Annotated in this window: 22 protein-coding genes and 1 tRNA gene; 11 read left to right on the forward strand and 12 right to left on the reverse strand. The window is 62.7% G+C overall.

What is annotated here, in order from left to right:
* Positions 1-93: 93 nt before the first annotated feature.
* The 4 genes from EN885_RS02505 to EN885_RS02515 all read right to left on the reverse strand — a co-directional run bounded on the left by EN885_RS02505 (position 94) and on the right by EN885_RS02515 (position 2,462).
* Positions 94-1,200, reverse strand: coding sequence for a transporter substrate-binding domain-containing protein (locus tag EN885_RS02505; RefSeq protein ID WP_164897768.1), 1,107 nt, complete (start codon positions 1,198-1,200; stop codon positions 94-96).
* The gene (locus EN885_RS33465) at positions 1,197-1,634 is read right to left on the reverse strand and encodes a substrate-binding domain-containing protein (protein ID WP_348631553.1); all 438 of its coding nucleotides are present in this window, start codon (positions 1,632-1,634) and stop codon (positions 1,197-1,199) included. The genes EN885_RS02505 and EN885_RS33465 overlap by 4 nt, the downstream gene beginning before the upstream one ends.
* Complete coding sequence (locus EN885_RS33470; protein WP_281035110.1) at positions 1,541-2,020, reverse strand: substrate-binding domain-containing protein; 480 nt, start codon at positions 2,018-2,020, stop codon at positions 1,541-1,543. The genes EN885_RS33465 and EN885_RS33470 overlap by 94 nt, the downstream gene beginning before the upstream one ends.
* A 357-nt stretch (positions 2,021-2,377) precedes the next feature.
* Positions 2,378-2,462 (reverse strand) — tRNA-Leu (locus tag EN885_RS02515).
* A 487-nt stretch (positions 2,463-2,949) separates the two neighbouring features.
* Here EN885_RS02515 and EN885_RS02520 point away from each other — a divergent pair.
* Both EN885_RS02520 and ade read left to right on the forward strand, forming a co-directional pair.
* On the forward strand, positions 2,950-3,129 hold the full coding sequence (locus tag EN885_RS02520) for a hypothetical protein (protein ID WP_095489518.1): 180 nt from the start codon (positions 2,950-2,952) through the stop codon (positions 3,127-3,129).
* A 224-nt stretch (positions 3,130-3,353) separates the two neighbouring features.
* Complete coding sequence (ade, locus tag EN885_RS02525) at positions 3,354-5,165, forward strand: adenine deaminase (RefSeq protein WP_128244110.1); 1,812 nt, start codon at positions 3,354-3,356, stop codon at positions 5,163-5,165.
* Positions 5,166-5,404: 239 nt separating this feature from the next.
* On the opposite strand, the gene EN885_RS02535 is transcribed toward ade, so the two are convergent.
* The 3 genes from EN885_RS02535 to EN885_RS02545 form a co-directional block, all read right to left on the reverse strand.
* Positions 5,405-6,571 (reverse strand): alpha/beta hydrolase, encoded by a 1,167-nt coding sequence (locus EN885_RS02535; RefSeq protein WP_095489517.1) that lies wholly within the window; start codon positions 6,569-6,571, stop codon positions 5,405-5,407.
* Between the two features lie 141 nt (positions 6,572-6,712).
* Positions 6,713-7,780 (reverse strand): alpha/beta hydrolase, encoded by a 1,068-nt coding sequence (locus EN885_RS02540; protein WP_128244111.1) that lies wholly within the window; start codon positions 7,778-7,780, stop codon positions 6,713-6,715.
* A gap of 101 nt (positions 7,781-7,881) precedes the next feature.
* A complete protein-coding gene (locus EN885_RS02545) occupies positions 7,882-9,285 on the reverse strand; it encodes an aminopeptidase P family N-terminal domain-containing protein (protein WP_095489672.1) in 1,404 nt (467 codons plus the stop codon).
* A 207-nt stretch (positions 9,286-9,492) separates the two neighbouring features.
* On the opposite strand from EN885_RS02545, the gene ilvA reads away from it, so the two are divergent.
* Positions 9,493-10,749, forward strand: a complete 1,257-nt coding sequence (gene ilvA / locus EN885_RS02550; RefSeq protein ID WP_128244112.1) for a threonine ammonia-lyase IlvA — start codon at positions 9,493-9,495, stop codon at positions 10,747-10,749.
* Positions 10,746-11,306 carry a DUF1697 domain-containing protein gene (locus EN885_RS02555; protein ID WP_128244113.1) on the forward strand — a complete coding sequence of 187 codons (561 nt, stop codon included), beginning with the start codon at positions 10,746-10,748 and terminating at the stop codon, positions 11,304-11,306. Before ilvA ends, EN885_RS02555 begins: the two co-directional genes overlap by 4 nt.
* Before the next feature lie 10 nt (positions 11,307-11,316).
* Here EN885_RS02555 and EN885_RS02560 read toward each other — a convergent pair whose 3' ends face one another.
* Positions 11,317-11,610, reverse strand: a complete 294-nt coding sequence (locus tag EN885_RS02560) for a DUF2218 domain-containing protein (RefSeq protein WP_095489513.1) — start codon at positions 11,608-11,610, stop codon at positions 11,317-11,319.
* 144 nt (positions 11,611-11,754) lie between these two features.
* Positions 11,755-12,195, reverse strand: a complete 441-nt coding sequence (gene gloA, locus EN885_RS02565) for a lactoylglutathione lyase (RefSeq protein ID WP_095489512.1) — start codon at positions 12,193-12,195, stop codon at positions 11,755-11,757.
* A gap of 240 nt (positions 12,196-12,435) precedes the next feature.
* Here gloA and EN885_RS02570 point away from each other — a divergent pair, with 240 nt between their 5' ends.
* Genes EN885_RS02570 through EN885_RS02580 form a run of 3 tightly spaced genes read left to right on the forward strand, consistent with a single transcriptional unit; the run spans position 12,436 to position 14,331 of the window.
* Positions 12,436-13,011: a cold-shock protein gene (locus EN885_RS02570; protein WP_185928364.1), complete on the forward strand. Its 576-nt coding sequence runs from the start codon at positions 12,436-12,438 to the stop codon at positions 13,009-13,011.
* A 25-nt stretch (positions 13,012-13,036) separates the two neighbouring features.
* Positions 13,037-13,543, forward strand: a complete 507-nt coding sequence (locus EN885_RS02575) for a DUF192 domain-containing protein (RefSeq protein WP_128244114.1) — start codon at positions 13,037-13,039, stop codon at positions 13,541-13,543.
* Between the two features lie 20 nt (positions 13,544-13,563).
* Positions 13,564-14,331: an alpha/beta hydrolase gene (locus EN885_RS02580; protein WP_164547221.1), complete on the forward strand. Its 768-nt coding sequence runs from the start codon at positions 13,564-13,566 to the stop codon at positions 14,329-14,331.
* Positions 14,332-14,409: 78 nt separating this feature from the next.
* Here EN885_RS02580 and EN885_RS02585 read toward each other — a convergent pair whose 3' ends face one another.
* Positions 14,410-15,009 carry a hypothetical protein gene (locus EN885_RS02585; protein WP_095489509.1) on the reverse strand — a complete coding sequence of 200 codons (600 nt, stop codon included), beginning with the start codon at positions 15,007-15,009 and terminating at the stop codon, positions 14,410-14,412.
* 145 nt (positions 15,010-15,154) lie between these two features.
* Here EN885_RS02585 and cysE point away from each other — a divergent pair, with 145 nt between their 5' ends.
* Together cysE and EN885_RS02595 are read left to right on the forward strand one after the other, a co-directional pair.
* Positions 15,155-16,003, forward strand: coding sequence for a serine O-acetyltransferase (gene cysE, locus EN885_RS02590; protein ID WP_095489508.1), 849 nt, complete (start codon positions 15,155-15,157; stop codon positions 16,001-16,003).
* A 151-nt stretch (positions 16,004-16,154) separates the two neighbouring features.
* On the forward strand, positions 16,155-16,358 hold the full coding sequence (locus EN885_RS02595) for a DUF3126 family protein (protein ID WP_013531334.1): 204 nt from the start codon (positions 16,155-16,157) through the stop codon (positions 16,356-16,358).
* 132 nt (positions 16,359-16,490) lie between these two features.
* Here the strand turns inward: EN885_RS02595 and EN885_RS02600 are convergent, their stop codons facing one another.
* Entirely contained in the window at positions 16,491-17,222 is a 732-nt protein-coding gene (locus EN885_RS02600; RefSeq protein WP_095489507.1) for a hypothetical protein, read from the reverse strand.
* A 149-nt stretch (positions 17,223-17,371) separates the two neighbouring features.
* Between EN885_RS02600 and EN885_RS02605 the strand changes: the two genes are divergently transcribed.
* On the forward strand, positions 17,372-17,695 hold the full coding sequence (locus EN885_RS02605; RefSeq protein WP_164759244.1) for a hypothetical protein: 324 nt from the start codon (positions 17,372-17,374) through the stop codon (positions 17,693-17,695).
* 121 nt (positions 17,696-17,816) lie between these two features.
* Positions 17,817-18,344 (forward strand): gamma carbonic anhydrase family protein, encoded by a 528-nt coding sequence (locus EN885_RS02610; RefSeq protein ID WP_095489506.1) that lies wholly within the window; start codon positions 17,817-17,819, stop codon positions 18,342-18,344.
* A 43-nt stretch (positions 18,345-18,387) separates the two neighbouring features.
* On the opposite strand, the gene EN885_RS02615 is transcribed toward EN885_RS02610, so the two are convergent.
* The gene (locus EN885_RS02615) at positions 18,388-18,948 is read right to left on the reverse strand and encodes an ankyrin repeat domain-containing protein (RefSeq protein ID WP_164897771.1); all 561 of its coding nucleotides are present in this window, start codon (positions 18,946-18,948) and stop codon (positions 18,388-18,390) included.
* Between the last annotated feature and the right edge of the window lie 215 nt (positions 18,949-19,163).

Genomic DNA, 19,163 nt, shown 5'->3' on the forward strand with positions numbered 1-19,163 from the left:
GGCGAATTTATCGGCGAGAGAAATCCGTGTAGGAGAGAAACCCGCATCGCATCGCCGGCTTCGGTCGGCCGGGACCCCTCGGTCATTCCGAATTCAGGGTTCGCTTTGGCCGACGTAGCGATGCACGAGCTCTTTCCAATCGGGATGATGGGTCACCGTCAGCACGGCGCGGTTGATGTCCTCCATGAGCGGGCTGCCGCTTGGAGTGGCGATCGCGTAGTCGCGGACCGCCAGGGTTTGCGGCAGGATAAGCAAGTCGTTCCACTGGTATTCCTGGATCATGTGTCCAAGGATGGCGCGCTCCACCACCAGCGCCTCCACTTCACCGCGCTTGAGCGCCTTGCTGGACTGGATCAGGAAAGGGTAGGTCTGCACCTTCAGGCCCTGCGCCTTAGTCCACAACTCGCCGGCTGTACCCGCCACTGTTCCCACACGGGCTCGCGGCAAGTCTTCGGGACCGTCAACGCTGCTCTTAAGCCGGCCAACGACCAAAGACGAGGCGAGCGTCGCCGAAAAGGTGGCGATGCAGAAAATGCTGGTGAACATCCAGACAAGAGCGATGGCGCGGCCGCGCCAGGTGATCGGCGTCTTGTCGCCATAGCCGGTCGTCGTCATCGTCACGGCGGCCCACCAGATGCCATCGCCAATGCCCTGCATCATGCGGGGATCGAAATGGCCGGGATTGCGGCGTCGCTCGATCAGCCACAACGACGTGCCGACAAGCAGCAGTAGACCCACGAGGCCGCCGATTGGAACAAGCAACTGCCAGGTAAACAGCCTGCGCAGGGTCGCCAGGATACCGGCGGTTGGCTCGCTGCGCACCGCGACACCAACGCCCGCGGCGAAGTAGGCATGCGAGAAATCGAAGCGCGCCTCACCGTCCGTCGTGACCGGCATGGCGGCGACCACCAGATCGATTTGGCGGGTCTGCAAGGCCTGGACCATGGCATCGGGATCATAGTCGAACTCGCGGAATTCATAGCCAAGGTTCAATTGCGAGGCCACTTTTTGCCAGAGCTCGATGCTCAGGCCGCTCCATACGCCATCATCGCCGCGCGATGCAAAGGGTGGCACCCGCATCGTGCCGACGACGAGCTTGCGTACGCGGAAATCCTCGACCCGCGGCTCGGCGAGCGCCGGCATGGAGAATGCCCAGGCGAGCACGCCGACCGCCAAACCGACGACCCGGCGCGCGCTCATGGCTCGCCCGCCGCGATCTCGACATAGCCGGCGCGCTTCACCAAGGCCTGTCCGGCGGGGCCGGTGCAGTACGCGATGAACGAGGCGGCAAGTCCCGACGGCGTCCCCGGATTGATCAAAAGCAAGGCGCGTGTCAGCGGGTAGCTGCCTGACCACACCGTATCGGCGCTCGGCAAGACCGAGGAAGATTGGCTGCGTATGGCCAGGACATGGACGAGGTCCGAGGCATTGCGGAGCGCTCCGAGGCCGGTGTATCCGATAGCATTCGGCTGCGCGGAGACCTCGGCGACAATGGCCTCGTTTGTTGGCAATTCCTTTGCCACACCCTCCCTTTGTCCTTTCAATACCCGCTCGGCGAACACCTCCTCGGTTCCAGACCCTTGGCGCGGGCAAGTGGTTGGATCTCGCCGGGGCCGCCGCTGAGCTCCCGCCATTGCGATAAATCTCCGGACCAGATGGCGCGGAGCTGATCGACATCGATTTCGCGCAGCGGGTTGGTTCGGTGCACGACGATAGCAACGCCGTCCAGCGCCAGCTCGAACTGCGTCAGATCGATACCTTTCGCGGTTGCGAACCCAATCTCCTTCGGCGACAGTGGCCGTGAGATCATGCCGATATCGATCATGCCGTGGAGCAGCGCTGCCATACCGTCGCCGGAGCCGCCGCCGCGCACGATGATGTCGGCCTCGGGATTGTCGGCCATGAATGCCTCGGCGCAGACCGTGACGACCGGCCGCATCGTTTCGGAACCCATTATTTGCAGTGAACCGCCAGTAACCGGCCCGGAGACCAGTACAGAAGCCGGCCCAGAGCCCGGCATTGCCCGGCTGCCGTAGAAATACCAGGCGGCCAACGCAACGATGATGGCTGTCGCAATGGACGATGCCGCGACCCACGCGACACTCGGTCTCGTGTTGATTGGCGGTTCCAGTCTTTGCCCCCGATCAGCGAAATGTGGTCGCGTATTCGGAAACTGCACCGGGACAGGTGTCAGTTTGGTGACATAGAGCCAGGCTGGCTCTTGTTTGCCTCCGACCAGCCCAGTTGGGGTCGCCAGCCGCGGGCCGTTCAATGAGAAATTCGCTGGTCGGCGCGCGATGTCGCTCACAACAGGCCGGCCGCCATCACATTCCAAACGGTCCGGGCACTGCCGGCTCGCGAAGCCATAAATACAATCTGGTGCGGACGCCGGGAATCGAACCCGGATAGCCGTAGCTGAGGGATTTTAAGTCCCTTGCGTCTACCAATTCCGCCACGTCCGCAGGCCAGTCCTTTTCAGACGCCAGCCAAAGGCCGTCAAGCCATCTTCTGCCATCGCTGAAACCTGGTACAAAAAACCCGCCTTGACGGCGGGCCGTTGGCGCAATCAGCACCGCGCCCACATAGCTGCCGTCACCGAGCCAGCTCCAACCACCCACAGAGATTCAAACAAGATCGCTGGAACTATTTCGCAGCGGCTGAGTTTCGGACTAAAGTTACTGGAACCCCGAACATGGCAGAGTTTGACACAGGACGAGGGAAGTCTGTTGCCAAGGCCGTACGGCAATTGATCCGTTCCGAAGATAATCGCCGGCATTTACACGACGTGCTAAATCTGGCTGTCGACCTCCGGCTGCCCAGCACTCTTGCCCCATTACTTGAGGCGCTTGATCAGACTGGACGGGAATCATTTCCGCAATGCCGTAGGCCAAACGAGCGGTGACCGGGTAAAACGCGCTAAATCTTCTCCTCTATCCATGCTCCACCCCCATGGCTCAACGCTACGACATTGAGAAGACACCTGAAGGCACCTGGGACATCATTGATGTGTTCACTGGCCTGCCGGTTGTCGAGGTGGGCGTCCCCTTGATCGACATGCCCATCGAAGAGGCCGACGATCTGGTCGACCTTCTCAACTGCCGCGACAGGGAACAGCGGGAGGATACTTAACGGCCGGCGCCGAAACAAAAAACCCGCCTCGGCGGCGGGTCGTTGGCGCAAATCAGCACCATGCCGATAGCATAACTGCCGTCACAAAGCAACGAATCGCGACCTCGCAACGAAACGCGAGAATCACGATCGATGTGAAGGCCGAGGAGCGCTCAAGCAATCCGCTGATCTCGCTGGTCAAAATCCGCGCGGCTTGGCACAGTCGGGAAAACAGGAGTCCCTTCATGGCGAAGACCGCGCGTGCGACGAAACCAAAACCCTGGGCCGAGGTGTCGACGCATCTGGTCGACGTGGCGATGGGCAGGCGGCCCGCCGATCTCGTCATCCGCAATGGGCGCTGGGTCAACGTTCACTCCGGCGAGATCATCGCCGGCACCGACATTGCCATTGCCGGCGGCCGCTTCGCCTATTGCGGGCCGAATGCCGGTCACGCTATCGGGCAGGGCACCAAGGTGGTCGACGCCGGCGGGCGCTATCTGGTGCCGGGCCTTTGCGACGCGCACATGCATGTCGAGAGCGGCATGGTGACGGTGACGGAGTTCTGCCGCGCGGTTATCCCGCATGGCACCACCTCGATGTTCATCGACCCGCATGAAATCGCCAACGTGCTCGGCCTGCCGGGCGTGCGGCTGATGCATGACGAGGCCGTCGCCATGCCGATCAACGTGCATGTGCAGATGCCGTCCTGCGTGCCCTCCGCACCGGGGCTGGAGCATGCCGGCGCCGAGTTGACGGTCGCCGATGTCACCGAGGCGATGACCTGGGAAAACGTCATCGGGCTTGGCGAGGTGATGAATTTTCCCGGTGTCGCGGCCAACGATCCGGTGATGTCGGGCGAGATCGCCGCGACGGTGAGGGCGGGCAAGACCGTCGGCGGCCATTACGCCTCGCGCGATCTCGGCCTGCCGTTCCACGGCTATGTCGCCGGCGGACCCGAGGACGACCATGAAGGCACGCGCGCCGAGGACGCGATCGCCCGCGTCCGCCAGGGCATGAAGGCGATGCTGAGGCTGGGCTCCGCCTGGTACGACGTCGCCTCGCAGATCAAGGCGGTGACGGAGAGCGGGCTCGACCCGCGCAACTTCATCCTGTGCACCGACGACAGCCATTCCGGCACGCTTGTCCATGAAGGCCATATGGACCGGGTGGTCCGGCACGCCATCAGCCAGGGGTTGAAGCCGGTGACGGCGATCCAGATGGCGACGCTCAACACCGCCCAGCATTTCAAGCTGGAGCGCGAGTTGGGCTCGATCGCGCCGGGGCGGCTCGCCGATCTGCTGATCGTCTCCGATCTGGCCGCGATGACCATCGACGAGGTCTATGGCCGCGGCGTCAGGCTGGCCAAGGGCGGCAAGCTCGAAATCGACATTCCGGCCTATGACTATCCGAAGACGGCGAAGAACACCGTCAAGCTCGGCAAGAAGCTCAAACCGGGGGATTTCGACATCGTGGCGCCCATGGGCGCCAACGAGGTGCGGGTGCGGGTCATCGGCGTGATCGAGAACCAGGCGCCGACGCGGGCTCTCGAGGCCGATCTTCCGGTGGAGGACGGGCTGGTCGCCATGGACCGTCGCAACGACGTTTGCCAGATCGCGGTGGTCGAGCGCCACCGGGGCACCGGCGGCGTCACCAATGCCTTCGTCTCCGGCTTCGGCTATATGGCCGACTGCGCCATGGCCTCCAGCGTGGCGCATGATGCGCACCACATCATCGTCGTCGGCACCTCCAAGCAGGACATGGCACTGGCGGTCAACCGGCTGGGCGAGGGCGGCGGTGGAGTCGTGCTGTTCTCCAAGGGCAAGGAACTGGCACTGGTCGAAATGCCGATCGCCGGGCTGATGTCGGACGAGCGCGCCGAAATCGTGGCAGTCAAGGCCGACATGCTCACCGAGGCGATGCGCAAGATGGGCTGTTCGCTGAACAACGCCTACATGCAGCACTCGCTGCTGGCGCTGGTCGTCATCCCGGAACTGAGGATTTCCGATGTCGGCCTGATCGACGTGACGACGTTCCAGAAGGTTGATCTGTTCGTTTAGGGTTGCTGCGGTGTAGAACCTTTGATGCCGGCGGGTTCGCGCCCCCCTCTGTCCTGCCGGACATCTCCCCCACGAGGGGGGAGATTGGACGTCACCTCGGCTTTCGCCAATCTTCACCGTCGTAGGAATGAGCGGAGCGCCGAAGCTGCCAATCTCCCCCCAAGTGGGGGAGATGTCCGGCAGGACAGAGGGGGGCGCGAAGGATCGCTACTTATATTCCGAACTAGCTCAGCCGCCGCTCATCCGCCGGTGGCGATGGTCAGCACCCTGAACGGGGTGGTGATGACGATCTCGGCGACGGAGCCGACGGCCTTGCCGATGCCTTGGCCGAGATTGTCGATCGGCTGCGCCGGATTGGCTTCTTCCGATGCCAGGCCGGCCGGCGCGCGCAGCCGGTCGCCGAGCAACTGCACCAAAAACGGGTTGTCGGCGAATTTGGCGTGGTTCAGGCGGTCGCCGCCTTTGGTCTTGGTGAGGTCGACCACCGAAACGCCATAGCTGGCGAGGTCGGCCGCATCGCCATAGTCGCCGACGCGCGGCTTATCGCCGGAGATCAGCGAGGAGAGTCTGAGGGCGCGATCGTCGCCCGAAAGCAGGATGGCGAACGGCTTGTCGGGCTTGCCGTAGCGGATCATCTGCTTCTTGAAGACATCGACATCGATATCGGGTGAGGCAAGGATGACATAGCCAAGCTTGTCGCTGAGATCGCGGTCGCCGGTGATGGCAAGCTGGCGCAGCGCCTCCATCGTCACCCAGGTGCCCATCGAATGGGCGATGATGTCGATGCTCTTGACCTTCGTCTTGGCCAGCATGCGCAGCGTCTCTTCGAGATCGTCGCGCGCGGCGTTGGCGCTTTCCTTGTCGTAGATATAGCCCGTGGTCTTGCCGCTCGACGCCCATGAGAACAGCACCGGCGTGCCGGGATATTTCGTATCGTGCGCAATCTGCGTCAACCGGTAGACGCCGTCGTCGAAACCGTTGTTGAAGCCATGCACGAAAACCAGCGCGCGGTCGCCGCGCATGGCGATGTCGGCGCCGACCGCCTTGGCGAATTGCGGGGCGCCTTCATAGAAGGCGACATTCGTTGCGGTGAAATCCTTCGCTGGATTGCTGTTTGCGGAGCCTTTGACGCGCTCGATTGCGCCAAGCTGATGGACCTTCGGAACCGTTACCTCGACCCGGGCAAAGCTGGTGGTCAGCGAGCGATTGCCATCGAACACCTGCCGCGGATCTTTCGTGGCTTTCTCGCGGGTGGTGGCGACGAAGATCTCATGCGTGGCCGCGATGTCGGAGGCAGGCACCGTCACAGCCGTCGTGTTGAGAAGGTCGTGTGTCTTCCGGCCGGCGCAGCCGGTAACAGCGAGCGCCAGCGCAACGACGAGAAAAATCTTCGAACGCACGGTCACGCAGGCTCCCGAAGGGACGTCAACCGTATGACGTCTTTGGTTTCGATAGAGCCAGAGGCCGGCCTGGTCCAGTTGAAAGCGATCCGATGGTGGCGCAATCGTGTATCACGAAAGCCTGCGGAACAGGGCGTCGAACGCACCTCACTGTCCGAGCAGGCTGATGCGGTCGGTTACCTCGCGGTCGCTGGCAAAACCGTCGTCCTCGCGCAGCCGCTGGCCGATCATCTTCACCAGTTCGGGGTTGTCGGCAAATTTGGTGTGGTTGAAGCGATCCGATCCCTTGACGCTGGAGAGATCGACGACGCTCACGCCATAGTCGGCGAGGTCGGCCGCATCCTTGTAGTCGCCGACGCGCGGCCGCGAGCCGGCGATAAGGCCGGAGAGCCGCAGCGCCCGGTCATCGTCGGACAAAAGCAGGATGAAGGGTTTGTTCGGCTTGCCGTAGCGGCGCATCTGGCTCTTGAACACGTCGACATCGATGTCGGGTGAGGCCAGCACGACGTCGCCGAGCTTGCCGCCGAGATCGCGGTCGCCGTTGATGGCAAGTTGGCGCAGCGCTTCCATGGTGACCCAGGTTCCCAGCGAGTGGGCGACGATGTCGATGCGTCGCGCGCCGGTCTGCGCGAGCATTCTCAGCGTCACTTCCAACTGGTCGCGGGCGGCACTGGCGCTTTCCCTGTCGTAGACATAGTCCCTCGTTTTGGCGCCCGACGCCCAGGAAAACAGCACCGGCGTGCCCGGGTAGCCGGAATCATGGGCGATCTGGGTGACGCGGTAGACGGCGGCGTCGAAGCCGGTGTTGTAGCCATGGACGAAGATCATGACCCGACCGCCGCGCGCGGCGATGTCGGCACTGAGCGCGCTGGAGAATTTCGGCGCGGTGTCGTAGCCGACGACTTCGGAGGCCATGAAATATTTGGCCGGGTCGTTCGACTTGCCGCGCGAGCGCCGCTCGATCTGACCGGTTTCGTGGGTCCCCGGCACGGTGACGTTGGCGCGGGCATAGTTCAGCGTGGCCGAGCGCTCGCGGTCGAAAACCTTGCTGGGATCGTCGGAGCGCTTGCGCGTCGTGGCGATGAAGATGCTGTGGTTGCCGGCGATGTCGGTCACCGGCGCCGACACCATGGCGCTGCCGAGCAGTTCCTCGGTCTGCCGGCCGCCGCAGCCGGCAACAAGCAAGGCAAGCGCAATGATACAAATCTTCTTCAACTCTGAAATTCCACTCCGGCCGAAAGGCCTATCCAACCTCCGCGAACCTTCCCGGACAGTCGAAGTGCGGCAGAAGTAAGTCATGTCCGGCCGAAATGCGCTCAGCGGCTGGCGACGGCCATCGCACTGTTGCGCGAAAGCCAGAACGGCGGCAGGAAGGCCGGGATGTTGGAGAAGGGCAGCACCTCCGGCCTGAGACGGATGCCGAGCACTTCCGTCATGAAGGCGCGCCGCGCCTCGATGCGGCGCCAGGCTTCGGGGTGACGCGCGGCGATTTCCTCGCGCAGGGCCTGGTCGGCCAGCGCGATGCCGTCCTCGATATTGGTGGTGAAATAATCCGTCCCGGTTGCCGGAATGATGTCGACCTGCAGCGCCATGCCCGACTTCAGCGTGATGTCGGAGCCGGCGAAGATCGGCGAATGCATCCATTCGTCGATGTGGACGAGGTGGCCGGGATTGAGCGAGACGCCGAAGAACGGATCGCCGATGCGGTCATGCACGGCTTTCCACAGGGCGCCGCCGCTGACGCCGATGCCGACGGTCTCGTACCAGTCGACGACGGCAGCGAAATAGGGCGCGACCAGTCTTTCGACGTAGTCGCTTATGTCGGGCGGAAGCTCGGTTGCGTCCTCGACCAGGAAACCGGCGCGGGCATTGAGCGAACCGTGGAGGCCATAGGCCATGGTGACCGGATCGCCGCGCTTGATGACGTCGAGGCGGGGGCTTGGCAGGCCATAGGGCGCGCGCTTGCCGGCCGACAGCATGAGGTGGCAGCATTGCGGCAGGCCGTTGATGCCCATCAGCCGCGCCGCCTGCAACTCGGTCATGCCGGGTTCGATGCCTTGCAGAACGTTGCGCAGGCCTTGCGACGAATAGGTCGCGGCGAATTCGAAGGACGCGAGCTGGTCGGCCTCATTGATCGCGCGCAGGCCGTCTGCCGGGTTCATCAAAAGGTTCGCCGCATTCACCACTGTGTGCTTGTCGCCGGCAAGCGTGCGCAGCGTGTCGGCGATGAAGGAGGGCAGATCGAGAGTTGTTTCACCAAAACCGGCGTCGCCGGGACCGAACGGTTTCCAGCCAATGGCGCCGATGCGCTGGCCGGCTTTCAGGCCGCAGTCGGCAAAGATGTCGAGGAGCGCCGGCGAGCGGTCGCGGGGCTGCGCCGGCAGCGAGAACGTCTGGTAGAGGACACGTTCGTAAGGTCCATCGCAGATCTCGGCATAGCCCCAGCCCTCGTTGCCGACGAGGAGTTTCGGCTGTTTGTCGGGAACGATGACCAGCAGCGTTTCCTCGAAACGCGGATCGTAGCCCGTGAGATAGGCGACATTGGCCGCGTGCTCGCGGTCGCCATACACGACGAAAGCGTCGAAGCCGGCCTTGCTGCCGCGCGCCACCAGTGCCCCGATGCGTGCCTCGTAGGTGGTGCGCGCAACGAGCGGCATCACCGTCGGCTCGCCGAATTCCGGCAGCGACATGGTTTTCAGGGCAACCGATGCGACGGGCATGAACAAACGCCTCCAAGTGCTTGCAAGGATTCTGGGAATACCCCGTGACGGGGCGCATGAACCGGCCGGACAATGGCTTCGCGGGATTGGATATGCAATAGGCTGGGATCAAACGCACGCGCTGTGTGCTAGGTTTGCGACCACCGCGTGGCGGCAAACCAAATGCACGCTACCGATAGCCGACATGCGACCCGGGGTGATCTTGCCATGACCAGTTTCTCCTCCCGCGTCGCTGTCGCCGCTGCCGCGATCCGCCAGATTTTCCCGGAGACGCCGCTGCAGGAAAACGACTATCTGTCGAAAAAGACCGGCGCGCGCGTGTTGCTGAAGCGCGAGGACCTGTCGCCGGTGCGCTCCTACAAGATCAGGGGCGCCTTCAATTTCTTCCGCAAGGCGCTCGACGCCGGCAACGATGCCGAGCTGTTCGTCTGCGCTTCCGCCGGCAACCACGCGCAGGGCTTTGCCTTCGTCTGCCGTCATTTCGGCAAGCGAGGGGTGGTGTTCATGCCGGTGACGACGCCGCAGCAGAAGATCGCCAAGACGCGGCTGTTCGGCGGCGAGTTCGTCGAGATCAGGCTGGTCGGCGACTTTTTCGATGACTGCTACCGCGCCGCCGCCGAATTCACCGAAAGCGCCGGCGCGCACATGGTGCCGCCGTTCGACCACAAGGACATCATCGAGGGGCAGGCGACCGTCGCCTACGAGATTTCAGGCCAGATGCCGGGCGCCCGCATGCCGGACATCATCATGCTGCCGGTCGGCGGCGGCGGTCTGGCCGCCGGTGTGACGCATTATTTCGCCGACCAGCGCCGCGACACGCGCTTCGTCTTCTGCGAGCCGGCCGGCGCGCCGAGCCTGAGCGAGAGCCTCGCCACCGGCAAGCGCATCAAGCTCGCCAGGGTCGACAATTTCGTCGATGGCGCGGCGGTGGCCGAGATCGGCCGCGAGCCGTTGCGGCACCTCAGGGCGTTTGCCACTGAGGCGGTGCGGCTGATCCCGGAAAACCGCCTCTGCGCGACGATGATCGAGATGCTGAACGTCGAAGGCGTGGTGCTGGAGCCGGCCGGCGCACTGGCGATCGACGCGTTGAAGGATTTTTCCAAGAGGGAAATCAGGGGCAAGACCATCGTCGCGGTGGTTTCGGGCGGCAATTTCGACTTCGAGCGGCTGCCGGACGTGAAGGAAAGGGCGCTGCGTTTCGAGGGGCTGAAGAAGTACTTCATCATCCGCTTTCCGCAGCGGCCGGGCGCGCTGCGCGACTTCCTCGAATTGCTCGGTCCCGACGACGACATCGCCCGCTTCGAATATCTGAAGAAATCGGCGCGCAATTTCGGTTCGGTGCTGATCGGCATCGAAACCAAGGACCGCCGCAATTTCGAGCTGCTCAACGCCAATTTCGAGGCCGAGGGCGTCCAGTATCAGGACATCACCGACAACGAGACGCTGGCCGGGTTCATCATATGAGCGCCCGAGCCCGGCCGAAGATCTTCGTTGCGCTGTTTTCCGGCATCAATGTCGGCGGCAACCGCATCGTCAAGATGGCGGACTTGCGGTCGTTCTTCGGGGAACTCGGCTTTGGCGACGTCGCCACCTATGTGCAGAGCGGCAACGTTGTGTTCCGTTCGGCAAAGGGCGACGCGGCCACGCTGACCAAACAGCTGGAAGCGGCCTTCGACAAGAAATGGGGATTTTTTTCGCGCATCATGGTGCGCGATCTCGGTTGGTTCGAGCGGCTGGCGGCGGAAAATCCCTACCCGGAGGTCGCCGGGGAGCCGACGAAACTTCACGCCTATGCGCTGGAGCGCGCGCCGACACCTGAGGAGACGGCCCGTCTTTCGGAGAAATGCACGGGTCCCGAACGGTTCGAGATCAGGGGCGACGTGCTTTATCTGCATGCACCGGAAGGTCTCGGCAAATCGGTGTTTGCCAATCTCATCCCGCGCACGCTGAAAGTGCCCGCCACCGCGCGCAACTGGCGCACGGTGCTGGCGCTGCTGGAGTTGGCTGGGAGAAGTGGCTGAACGTGGTCGCCTACGCTGCCGAAGCCCTCTTCCAATCGAACGCCAGCTCTTCGCGGAAAGCGAAGCGTTTGATGTGATCGGCGACGACCGTTTCCAGGCGCTCCAGCGAGCCGGCCTCGTCAGCAGCTACCGTGATGTGGAGCGCTGCCGCATCGGCGTCCAGAACCGTGTGGCCTAGCGTGAGATCGATTGTCCCGTGGTTCGGATCGAACTCGACGGGAAACTTGTGCGCCCAGTGCTTGCAGAGCTGCTGCAGATAGCGGCTCGCATGTCCGGTAGCGACATCGACATGGCTGGTCGGCATGAATGGATTTCTCCTGAAGCAAGCGCGCATCTTTTGGATGCGCCAATTTCGGAAGCAGGCGCGATGGCCGGACAGATAGGCGCGATCTTGAGAAACGCCATAAAATCTCAGCTAGGTCGTACCCGCTCTCGATCTTGTGATTGGCTACCAGCTTCCTGTGTTCGCCATCGACGCCCAGGGCTCGGCCTTGGCCTTTGCGGGGCCTTTCTGCAAAAGCTCGATCGAGATGCCGTCCGGCGATTTGATGAAGGCCATGTTGCCGTCGCGCGGCGGCCGGTTGATGGTGACGCCGTTGTCCATCAGTTGCTGGCAGGTGGCGTAGATGTCGTCGACCTCGTAGGCGAGGTGGCCGAAATTGCGACCGCCCTTGTAGTCTTCAGGATCCCAATTGTAGGTGAGCTCGATCAGCGGCGCCTTTTCGGCGATGCCGCTTTGCTCGTCTTCGGAAGCGGCGAGGAAGATCAGCGTGAAGCGCCCCTGTTCGTTTTCGTGGCGGCGCACTTCCTTGAGGCCAAGCTTGTTGCAGTAGAAATCGAGCGATGCATCGATGTCGGCGACACGGACCATGGTGTGCAGGTAGCGCATGTGATTTTCCTCGAAATGTTGCGTTGCGGCGGAACATAGGGGCCACCCGGCCAAAGGGCAATTGCCGATAGCCGGCCGCGCCGGCAAACAACAAATCCGGTATTCCTGCAAATCAACCGTGAAAAAAGGCACGTCAGGTCTTGCACAGACCGGAAGCGGCAGTGTTAATCTAACTTCAAGAATCAGTTGCGGTATTCTTGGAAAAAGGGGGGCGTTCTTATGGGGGAAAAGGCCTCTTTCATGGGGCGGGACGGAACCGGTAACGACGCCTTGCGAAGGGACGAAAGCGGCGATGCCGCTGATCTTGTCGAGGTTGCGGGCGCCATCAAATGGTTCGATGTGGCCAAGGGTTACGGTTTCATTCTTCCCGATGACGGCTCTTCCGGCGATATTCTCCTCCATGTGACATGTCTTCGAAAGGACGGTTTCCAGACCGCCTTGGAAGGCGCGCGCGTCGTCTGCCTCGTCAAGCATGGTGAGCGCGGATTGCAGGCGTTCCGTGTGCTCTCCATGGATGTCACCACGGCGGTCCATCCCGCGGAAATGCAGGATCAGCGCACCCACGTCTCGGTGACGCCGGAAAGCGGCCTCGAGCGGGCGCTGGTGAAATGGTTCAACCGCACCAAGGGGTTCGGTTTCCTGACCCGGGGCGAAGGCACCGAGGACATTTTCGTCCATATGGAGACGCTGCGCCGCTACGGCATTACCGAGCTCAGGCCGGGGCAGGTCGTGCTGGTCCGCTTCGGGCGCGGCGACAAAGGCCTTATGGCTGCCGAAATTCACCCGGATATGGGTACCTTGCCGGTCTCGCACTAGGATGATTTCCGGCCAAGGATTTTGAATGACTCACAGGAACTGGCTGACAACGGGCGTAGTCTGCGCCGCGATCGCCTTTGTCATCGCTACAGGCGCTTTCTTCCAGCAATCGGCTTCGGCGGACAGTCGGGCGATGATCCTTGCCGTCGACCCGCAGCCGCTGGTCGCGGTGACGAAAGGCGGCGAACGCTCTTTCTCGATCGAAATCGCCGACACCTCCGCCGAGCGCGAGGCCGGCCTGATGTTTCGCGAGGAGATGGCCGACGACCATGGCATGCTGTTCGTGTTCGAGGAGCCTCGGGATGTCAGCTTCTGGATGAAGAACACGCCGATGCCACTCGACCTGATCTTCGTCGGTCAGGACGGCAAGGTCCGGGCGATCAAGCAAGGCGAGCCGCAATCCGAAGCGATGATCTCGCCCGGCGAGCCGGTTCGCTTCGTGCTCGAGCTCAAGGCGGGCACCGCCGCGAGGGGCGGCATCGAGGACGGCGATTTGTTGCGCCACCCGGCAATCGGCACTGCGCACAACTGAACGCGCAGGATCCGTCGCAGATGCAGTTTTTCTCCCATGACGGTTTTGACCTCGCCTTCCTCGATCGCCAGCCGGCATCGGGGCAGGGCGATCCGGTGCTCATGATCCATGGCTTTGCCTCGACCCACTACGTCAATTGGGTGTCGCCCGGTTGGTTCAAGGCGCTGAACGATGCCGGCTACCGCGCCATCGCCTTCGACAATCGCGGCCATGGTGCCTCGTCGAAGAGCTATGAAGAGGCCGATTACACGCCCGCAAAAATGGCTTCCGACGGGGCAGCGTTGCTGAATCATCTCGGCGTCGAACGCGCCCATGTCATGGGTTATTCGATGGGTGCGCGGGTGTCGGCGTTCCTGGCGCTTTCCGACCCTGACAAGGTGGCGACGCTGGTCTTCGGCGGTCTCGGCATCGGCATGATCGACGGCGTCGGCGATTGGGATCCGATCGCCGCCGCCCTTCTGGCCGAAGATCCCGATACCACCAGCCATCCGCGCGGCCGTTCGTTTCGCGCCTTCGCCGACCAGACCCGCAGCGACCGCCGCGCGCTGGCCGCCTGCATTGCCACCTCGCGGGAATTGCTGGCCGAGGCCGACATTGCGCGCATTGCCCAGCCGACATTGATTGCCGTCGGCACCAAGGACGACATCGGCGGTTCGCCCGACGAACTGGCCGCCTTGATGCCGAACGCCAAGGCTTTTCACATCGAGGGCCGCGACCACATGCTGGCCGTCGGCGACAAGACTTTCAAGCAGCGGGTGCTGGAGTTCTATGCCGAAAATCCGCTGTGAGCACAAAGCCGATCTGTAGTGATCCTTCGCGCCCCCCTCTGTCCTGCCAGAATCAACGGTTCCGCACCGCGGCAGCGCTCACGCCCCAAGCGCCTTGAGCGAGCGCGCCATGTTTTGCCGAGCCTGAGCCTCGAACCGCTGCCGGAATTCCTCGGTGTGAAAAATATGCGGACGGGCGAGGAAACTCTTCAGCACAGCACTGCGGCCGGCACGCCACATCGGCTCTTCCACCCAGCCATATTCGCGGCGAACCGCCTGTTCATAGGCGTCGAAGGCATCAGGCGTCGCACCCAGGATCGCCAGGTCCATGTCGAGGAACAGCGCTGCGTCGCGGGCGGCATTCTCGTCGCTAAAGCGCGGCAATTCATGCGTGGCGGTGGCGATGATCATCGCCGTGATGCGGCCGAGGCGCTGCGCATCCGTGCGGCCGGAGAGCTTTTTCTCGGCAAGGGCGGCACTTTTGGCTTCGTTGTCCTTGGCTCGGCTGTCATAGATGGCATCGTGGAACCAGATCGCCGCCTCGACCGCCTCGGGGTCGTGCAGGGATGCCCGATAGTGCCCGGCCAGCGCCAGCATCGCCTCGATATGGGCAAGGCTGTGATAGTGGCGGCCTTCGGCCCGGTAGAGCGCGGAAAGCTCGCGCTTCAGCGGCGCTTCGATCAAGGGTTCGTTTTCCATGGCCGCTTGAATTTCCGTGAACCAAATCCATTTGACAAAGCACTAAGGAAAATTGAGTTCAACCGTGCTATGATCTGGCTTATATGTGCGGCCGGAGAATAGGCAAGCTGCCAAGCCTGAGCCAGTAGATGGCCGGAGATCATTGATGAACAGCGTTACGATTGCCCGCCCCACCATGGTGAAGCCGATCGACCCGATCTGGCGCTCGATCCGCGACGAGGCGATGGAGGCGGTCAACCGCGATCCGCTGCTGGCGGCATTCCTCTATTCGACCATCCTCAACCAGGAAAGCCTGGAGGAAGCGGTCATCCATCGGCTGGCCGAGCGGCTCGCCCATCAGGATATCGGTTCCGATCTCATCCGCCAGACATTCAAGGCGATGGCAGCCGACGACAAGGACTGGGCGTCGACGGTGCGTGTCGACATCCAGGCCTATTACGACCGTGATCCGGCCTGCGACCGCTTCATCATGCCGGTGCTCTATTTCAAGGGTTTTCACGCCATCCAGACCCACCGGCTGGCGCATTGGCTGTGGAATCAAGGCCGTCAGGACTTCGCGCTCTACCTGCAGAGCCGGTCGTCCTCGGTGTTCCAGACCGACATCAACCCGGCCGCTCGCATCGGCAAAGGCATCTTCCTCGACCACGCCACCGGCCTCGTCGTCGGCCAGACGGCGGTGATCGAGGACGACGTGTCGATCTTGCACGGCGTGACGCTGGGCGGCACCGGCAAGGCCGGCGGCGACCGCCATCCCAAGATCCGCTACGGCGTGCTGATCGGCGCCGGCGCCAAGATCCTCGGCAATATCGAAGTCGGCCATTGCTCGAAGATCGCGGCGGGCTCGGTGGTGCTGTCGCCGGTGCCGCACAACAAGACGGTTGCCGGCGTGCCGGCCCGCGTCGTCGGCGAGACCGGCTGCGACCAGCCTTCGCGGCAGATGGATCAGCTTTTGCCGTCGCAGACGATGGACCACGTCGTCAGCTTCGATATCTGATTTCAAGTCCGCAGGGCGGGCAACCGAACTCCGTTTGCCGGCTCTGCCGCCTGTCGGTTCTCGCATATCCGGTCGGCTCGCCTTTACATCGCCATTGTCGACGTGCCAGAAGCGCGCTCAAACGAGCAAGACCGACGATCGGAGAAGACTGTTGAAGCCGGACGAAATCAGAAAGCTGGACGCCTATTTCAAGCGCGTCTTCCAGAACCCCAAGCTTGAAGTGAAGGCGCGGCCGCGCAAGGACGATTCGGCCGAGGTCTATGTCGGCGACGAATTCCTCGGCATCGTCTTCAAGGACGAGGACGACGGCGACTATAATTTCTCGATGGCGATCCTCGACATCGACCTGGCCTGAGCCGGGAGTTTGCGGTTGGCGGCAGGCACCCCGGGTTCGTCATCCCTGGGCGGAGAGGGGTTTTTGCCAATCTCCGCCGTTTGCGATTTTCCACCAAAGCGCGTCGCATAAATTCCTTTCAGACACAACGCGTTAGCGTCCGGTCCTCAGGAAACGCGTGGCCTCGGCGGCGATGGCTGCATCGAGCACCTGCCAGTCCGCCAGAAAGTCTTTGGGAAAACGGTAGGTGAGGCTGAGCTTGTCGCCGACCAGGATGTCGCGTTCGCAGGGCGCCAGCGATTGCGCAGCACTTGGGCCGCTCAGGCAGCGGGCCACGAACGGGTCCTTGCCCCGGCGGTTGCCGACCGCCAGCACCTCGTTGAGATAGCCTGATTTTTCGGTGAAGCCGTAGAGTGTGGTGCCGCCCGGGCCGGGCGTGCCGGGTTGGGCGATCAGGGCGCTGTAGATCGGCGTGAAGCGGCCGCTCATGTCGCGCGACATTATCTGCCGTTCGAGCGACAGGAAAATGATGTTCTTGCTCGATCCGGTGTTGTTGAAATCGTCCCGGGCAGCCTCGCTGTAGCCGTCCATCTCGGGATAGCGCAGATAGAGGTCGAGGCGCGAGGCGATGCCGTCGCGCCGGGCCTGGTCGAAGCGGACGACATTGGCCGGCACGGCGATGACGTTGTTGCCGATCACGACCTCGTGGGTTGTCGTGTCGTCGGTGTATCCGGCCATGGCGATCGAGCGGCCGAACCATTTGCCGCCAAGGCTGATCGCCACCGAAAGCACTGCCAGCGCCGCGAACACGTAGAACACCCGCCTCATCAGCTTGGAATCGACGACGGTGAGTTGCGGGCCGTTGGCGGTGGCTGCCTGCTTCATCGCGATCCCCTGTATCGGCCGCCTGTCCCAAGATGTCCCCTTGGGTGTTCCCCTTTGGGTGTCCTCAAGCGGCACATGTGGCGCGGCACGGCTCTTGCAACGCGCCTGTCGACACGACTGTGCGATTTCATGGTAAATGGAAGGTAAAGATGGGTCCGGTCGAACACACTCTCTTCGGTTTTATGGTTGGGCTGACGGCGTGCGGCCTGGTTGGATCGGCAATGGAGCTGGTATCAGGCCGCCGGCTTGCCTTCGTCGAGCCTTATGTGTCGCCAAAGCATATGCTGCGCTCGTTGGTCGCGACGGCATGCGCCGGGCCCCTGATGTTTGCCAACGACGCCCTGGACGCCTGGCGGGAAGGCCGCATTTCGGCACTGGCGCTGATCTCCTGCGGCTGCACTGCGACGATCTGGGCGTTGGCTTTGGGCATAGCGCTGATCGATATATTGCATCCCGGGCCGGCACGCTTTTAGGCTCTGCGAACGTTTAGTGCATGTCGCGCAAAAGCATGCCCCTGGGCTTGACCAAAGGGTGTGCAGCGGTTTTGCGATGACGACATGCAAAGCTTAGTGTGAGACGATTCGGAGGCGAAAAATGCCGCTCTATGCGATCGACGGAAAGGCCCCCGGCTTCGAGGACGCGGACAGCAACTGGATCGCGCCCGACGCCACCCTGATCGGCGATATCAGGGTCGGCCGCAACGCCGGCTTCTGGTTCGGCGTCGTCATCCGCGGCGACAACGAGCCGATCGTCATCGGCGCCGACACCAATGTGCAGGAACACACGGTCATGCACACCGATGTCGGTTTTCCCCTGACCATCGGGCAAGGCTGCACGATCGGCCACCGCGCCTTGTTGCATGGCTGCACGATCGGCGACAACAGCCTGATCGGCATGGGCGCCATCGTGCTGAACGGCGCGAAAATCGGCAAGAATTCGCTGGTCGGCGCCGGCGCGCTGGTCACTGAGGGCAAGGAATTCCCCGACAATTCGCTGATTATCGGCTCGCCCGCTCGTTTGGTGCGAGCGCTGGACGATGCTGCGGTTGCCGGGCTGCGCGCTTCGGCCGCGCATTATGTGGCCAACGGCAAATGCTTCAAGGCGGGACTGAAGAAGGCCTGAGGCCAGCCTTCGGCTATATGGTTCACCGGCATCGTCGCCCAACTCACCGTCCATTGGGGCCGCGCCTGATCATCGCATCGCGCAAAAACGAAGCGCCGGCTTCAAAGCCGGCATTGTCGGCGTCCTCGAGGGCTGTCGTATAGTCGTCGATGCGGGTTTCGAGCGATGGGTTGGCGCCCGCCGCCAACAGCAGGCGGATGGCATTGACGCTACGGATGGCGACCGCATAGTGAAGCGGCGTCCAGTCGTTTACGCCCCGCATGTTGAGGTCTGCGCCACCATCGATCAGGATTCGGACGATTTCCAGTCTGTCAGCCCGGTCGGTGGACAGTGCCGCAATGATTGCCGGAAAACCGCCATGGTGGTGATAGTTCGGGTCCGAGCCCGCATCCAGTAAGGTCGAGATGAAAGCAGTGGGGCCCCAATAGATCGCATATTCCAGTGGATGCCCAAGGCCGAGTTCAAAAGGCATCTGCTCGTCGAACCAGCAGGGTGAGCCGCCGAGGGCCACACCGAGGGCCTCGAAGTCGCCCGCCTTGAACGCGTCGTCGATGGCCTTGAACAGGCGGTGGCGCTCGCATCGATCTTCCGGGATTTCCAACATCGCAGCGATCCGGAGGTTGAATTGATGGTTCATACTGCATCGGTCAATTGCCCTTGGAAAGCTGGCTCTAGCCAAGAGTTTCTGGCTCTGTTCCGACGTCCGTAGCGGCCGTGGCCTTCCGATGGATCGTCTGACGCTGCATCATTTCAACAAGTGGTGACACGCGAGCGGATGCCATTTCCAGGCCGTTATTCGCTTTCGGACGTGCCGCTGGT

The organism is Mesorhizobium sp. M6A.T.Cr.TU.014.01.1.1 (assembly GCF_004022765.1).
Classification (GTDB): Bacteria; Pseudomonadota; Alphaproteobacteria; order Rhizobiales; family Rhizobiaceae; genus Mesorhizobium; species Mesorhizobium mediterraneum.

What these genes read in the sequence shown, in the direction of transcription:
- EN885_RS02615 (WP_164897771.1), bottom strand. Translation starts at nt 18,948, where the DNA reads ATGTTGGAAATCCCGGAAGATCGATGCGAGCGCCACCGCCTGTTCAAG.
- EN885_RS02505 (WP_164897768.1), bottom strand. Translation starts at nt 1,200, where the DNA reads ATGAGCGCGCGCCGGGTCGTCGGTTTGGCGGTCGGCGTGCTCGCCTGG.
- EN885_RS02600 (WP_095489507.1), bottom strand. Translation starts at nt 17,222, where the DNA reads ATGAAGCAGGCAGCCACCGCCAACGGCCCGCAACTCACCGTCGTCGAT.
- EN885_RS02555 (WP_128244113.1), top strand. Translation starts at nt 10,746, where the DNA reads ATGAGCGCCCGAGCCCGGCCGAAGATCTTCGTTGCGCTGTTTTCCGGC.
- EN885_RS02585 (WP_095489509.1), bottom strand. Translation starts at nt 15,009, where the DNA reads ATGGAAAACGAACCCTTGATCGAAGCGCCGCTGAAGCGCGAGCTTTCC.
- EN885_RS02580 (WP_164547221.1), top strand. Translation starts at nt 13,564, where the DNA reads ATGCAGTTTTTCTCCCATGACGGTTTTGACCTCGCCTTCCTCGATCGC.
- EN885_RS02575 (WP_128244114.1), top strand. Translation starts at nt 13,037, where the DNA reads ATGACTCACAGGAACTGGCTGACAACGGGCGTAGTCTGCGCCGCGATC.
- ade (WP_128244110.1), top strand. Translation starts at nt 3,354, where the DNA reads ATGGCGAAGACCGCGCGTGCGACGAAACCAAAACCCTGGGCCGAGGTG.
- EN885_RS33470 (WP_281035110.1), bottom strand. Translation starts at nt 2,020, where the DNA reads ATGCCGGGCTCTGGGCCGGCTTCTGTACTGGTCTCCGGGCCGGTTACT.
- EN885_RS02520 (WP_095489518.1), top strand. Translation starts at nt 2,950, where the DNA reads ATGGCTCAACGCTACGACATTGAGAAGACACCTGAAGGCACCTGGGAC.
- EN885_RS33465 (WP_348631553.1), bottom strand. Translation starts at nt 1,634, where the DNA reads ATGGCGGGAGCTCAGCGGCGGCCCCGGCGAGATCCAACCACTTGCCCG.
- EN885_RS02560 (WP_095489513.1), bottom strand. Translation starts at nt 11,610, where the DNA reads ATGCCGACCAGCCATGTCGATGTCGCTACCGGACATGCGAGCCGCTAT.
- EN885_RS02605 (WP_164759244.1), top strand. Translation starts at nt 17,372, where the DNA reads ATGGGTCCGGTCGAACACACTCTCTTCGGTTTTATGGTTGGGCTGACG.
- cysE (WP_095489508.1), top strand. Translation starts at nt 15,155, where the DNA reads ATGAACAGCGTTACGATTGCCCGCCCCACCATGGTGAAGCCGATCGAC.
- ilvA (WP_128244112.1), top strand. Translation starts at nt 9,493, where the DNA reads ATGACCAGTTTCTCCTCCCGCGTCGCTGTCGCCGCTGCCGCGATCCGC.
- EN885_RS02610 (WP_095489506.1), top strand. Translation starts at nt 17,817, where the DNA reads ATGCCGCTCTATGCGATCGACGGAAAGGCCCCCGGCTTCGAGGACGCG.
- EN885_RS02570 (WP_185928364.1), top strand. Translation starts at nt 12,436, where the DNA reads ATGGGGCGGGACGGAACCGGTAACGACGCCTTGCGAAGGGACGAAAGC.
- gloA (WP_095489512.1), bottom strand. Translation starts at nt 12,195, where the DNA reads ATGCGCTACCTGCACACCATGGTCCGTGTCGCCGACATCGATGCATCG.
- EN885_RS02545 (WP_095489672.1), bottom strand. Translation starts at nt 9,285, where the DNA reads ATGCCCGTCGCATCGGTTGCCCTGAAAACCATGTCGCTGCCGGAATTC.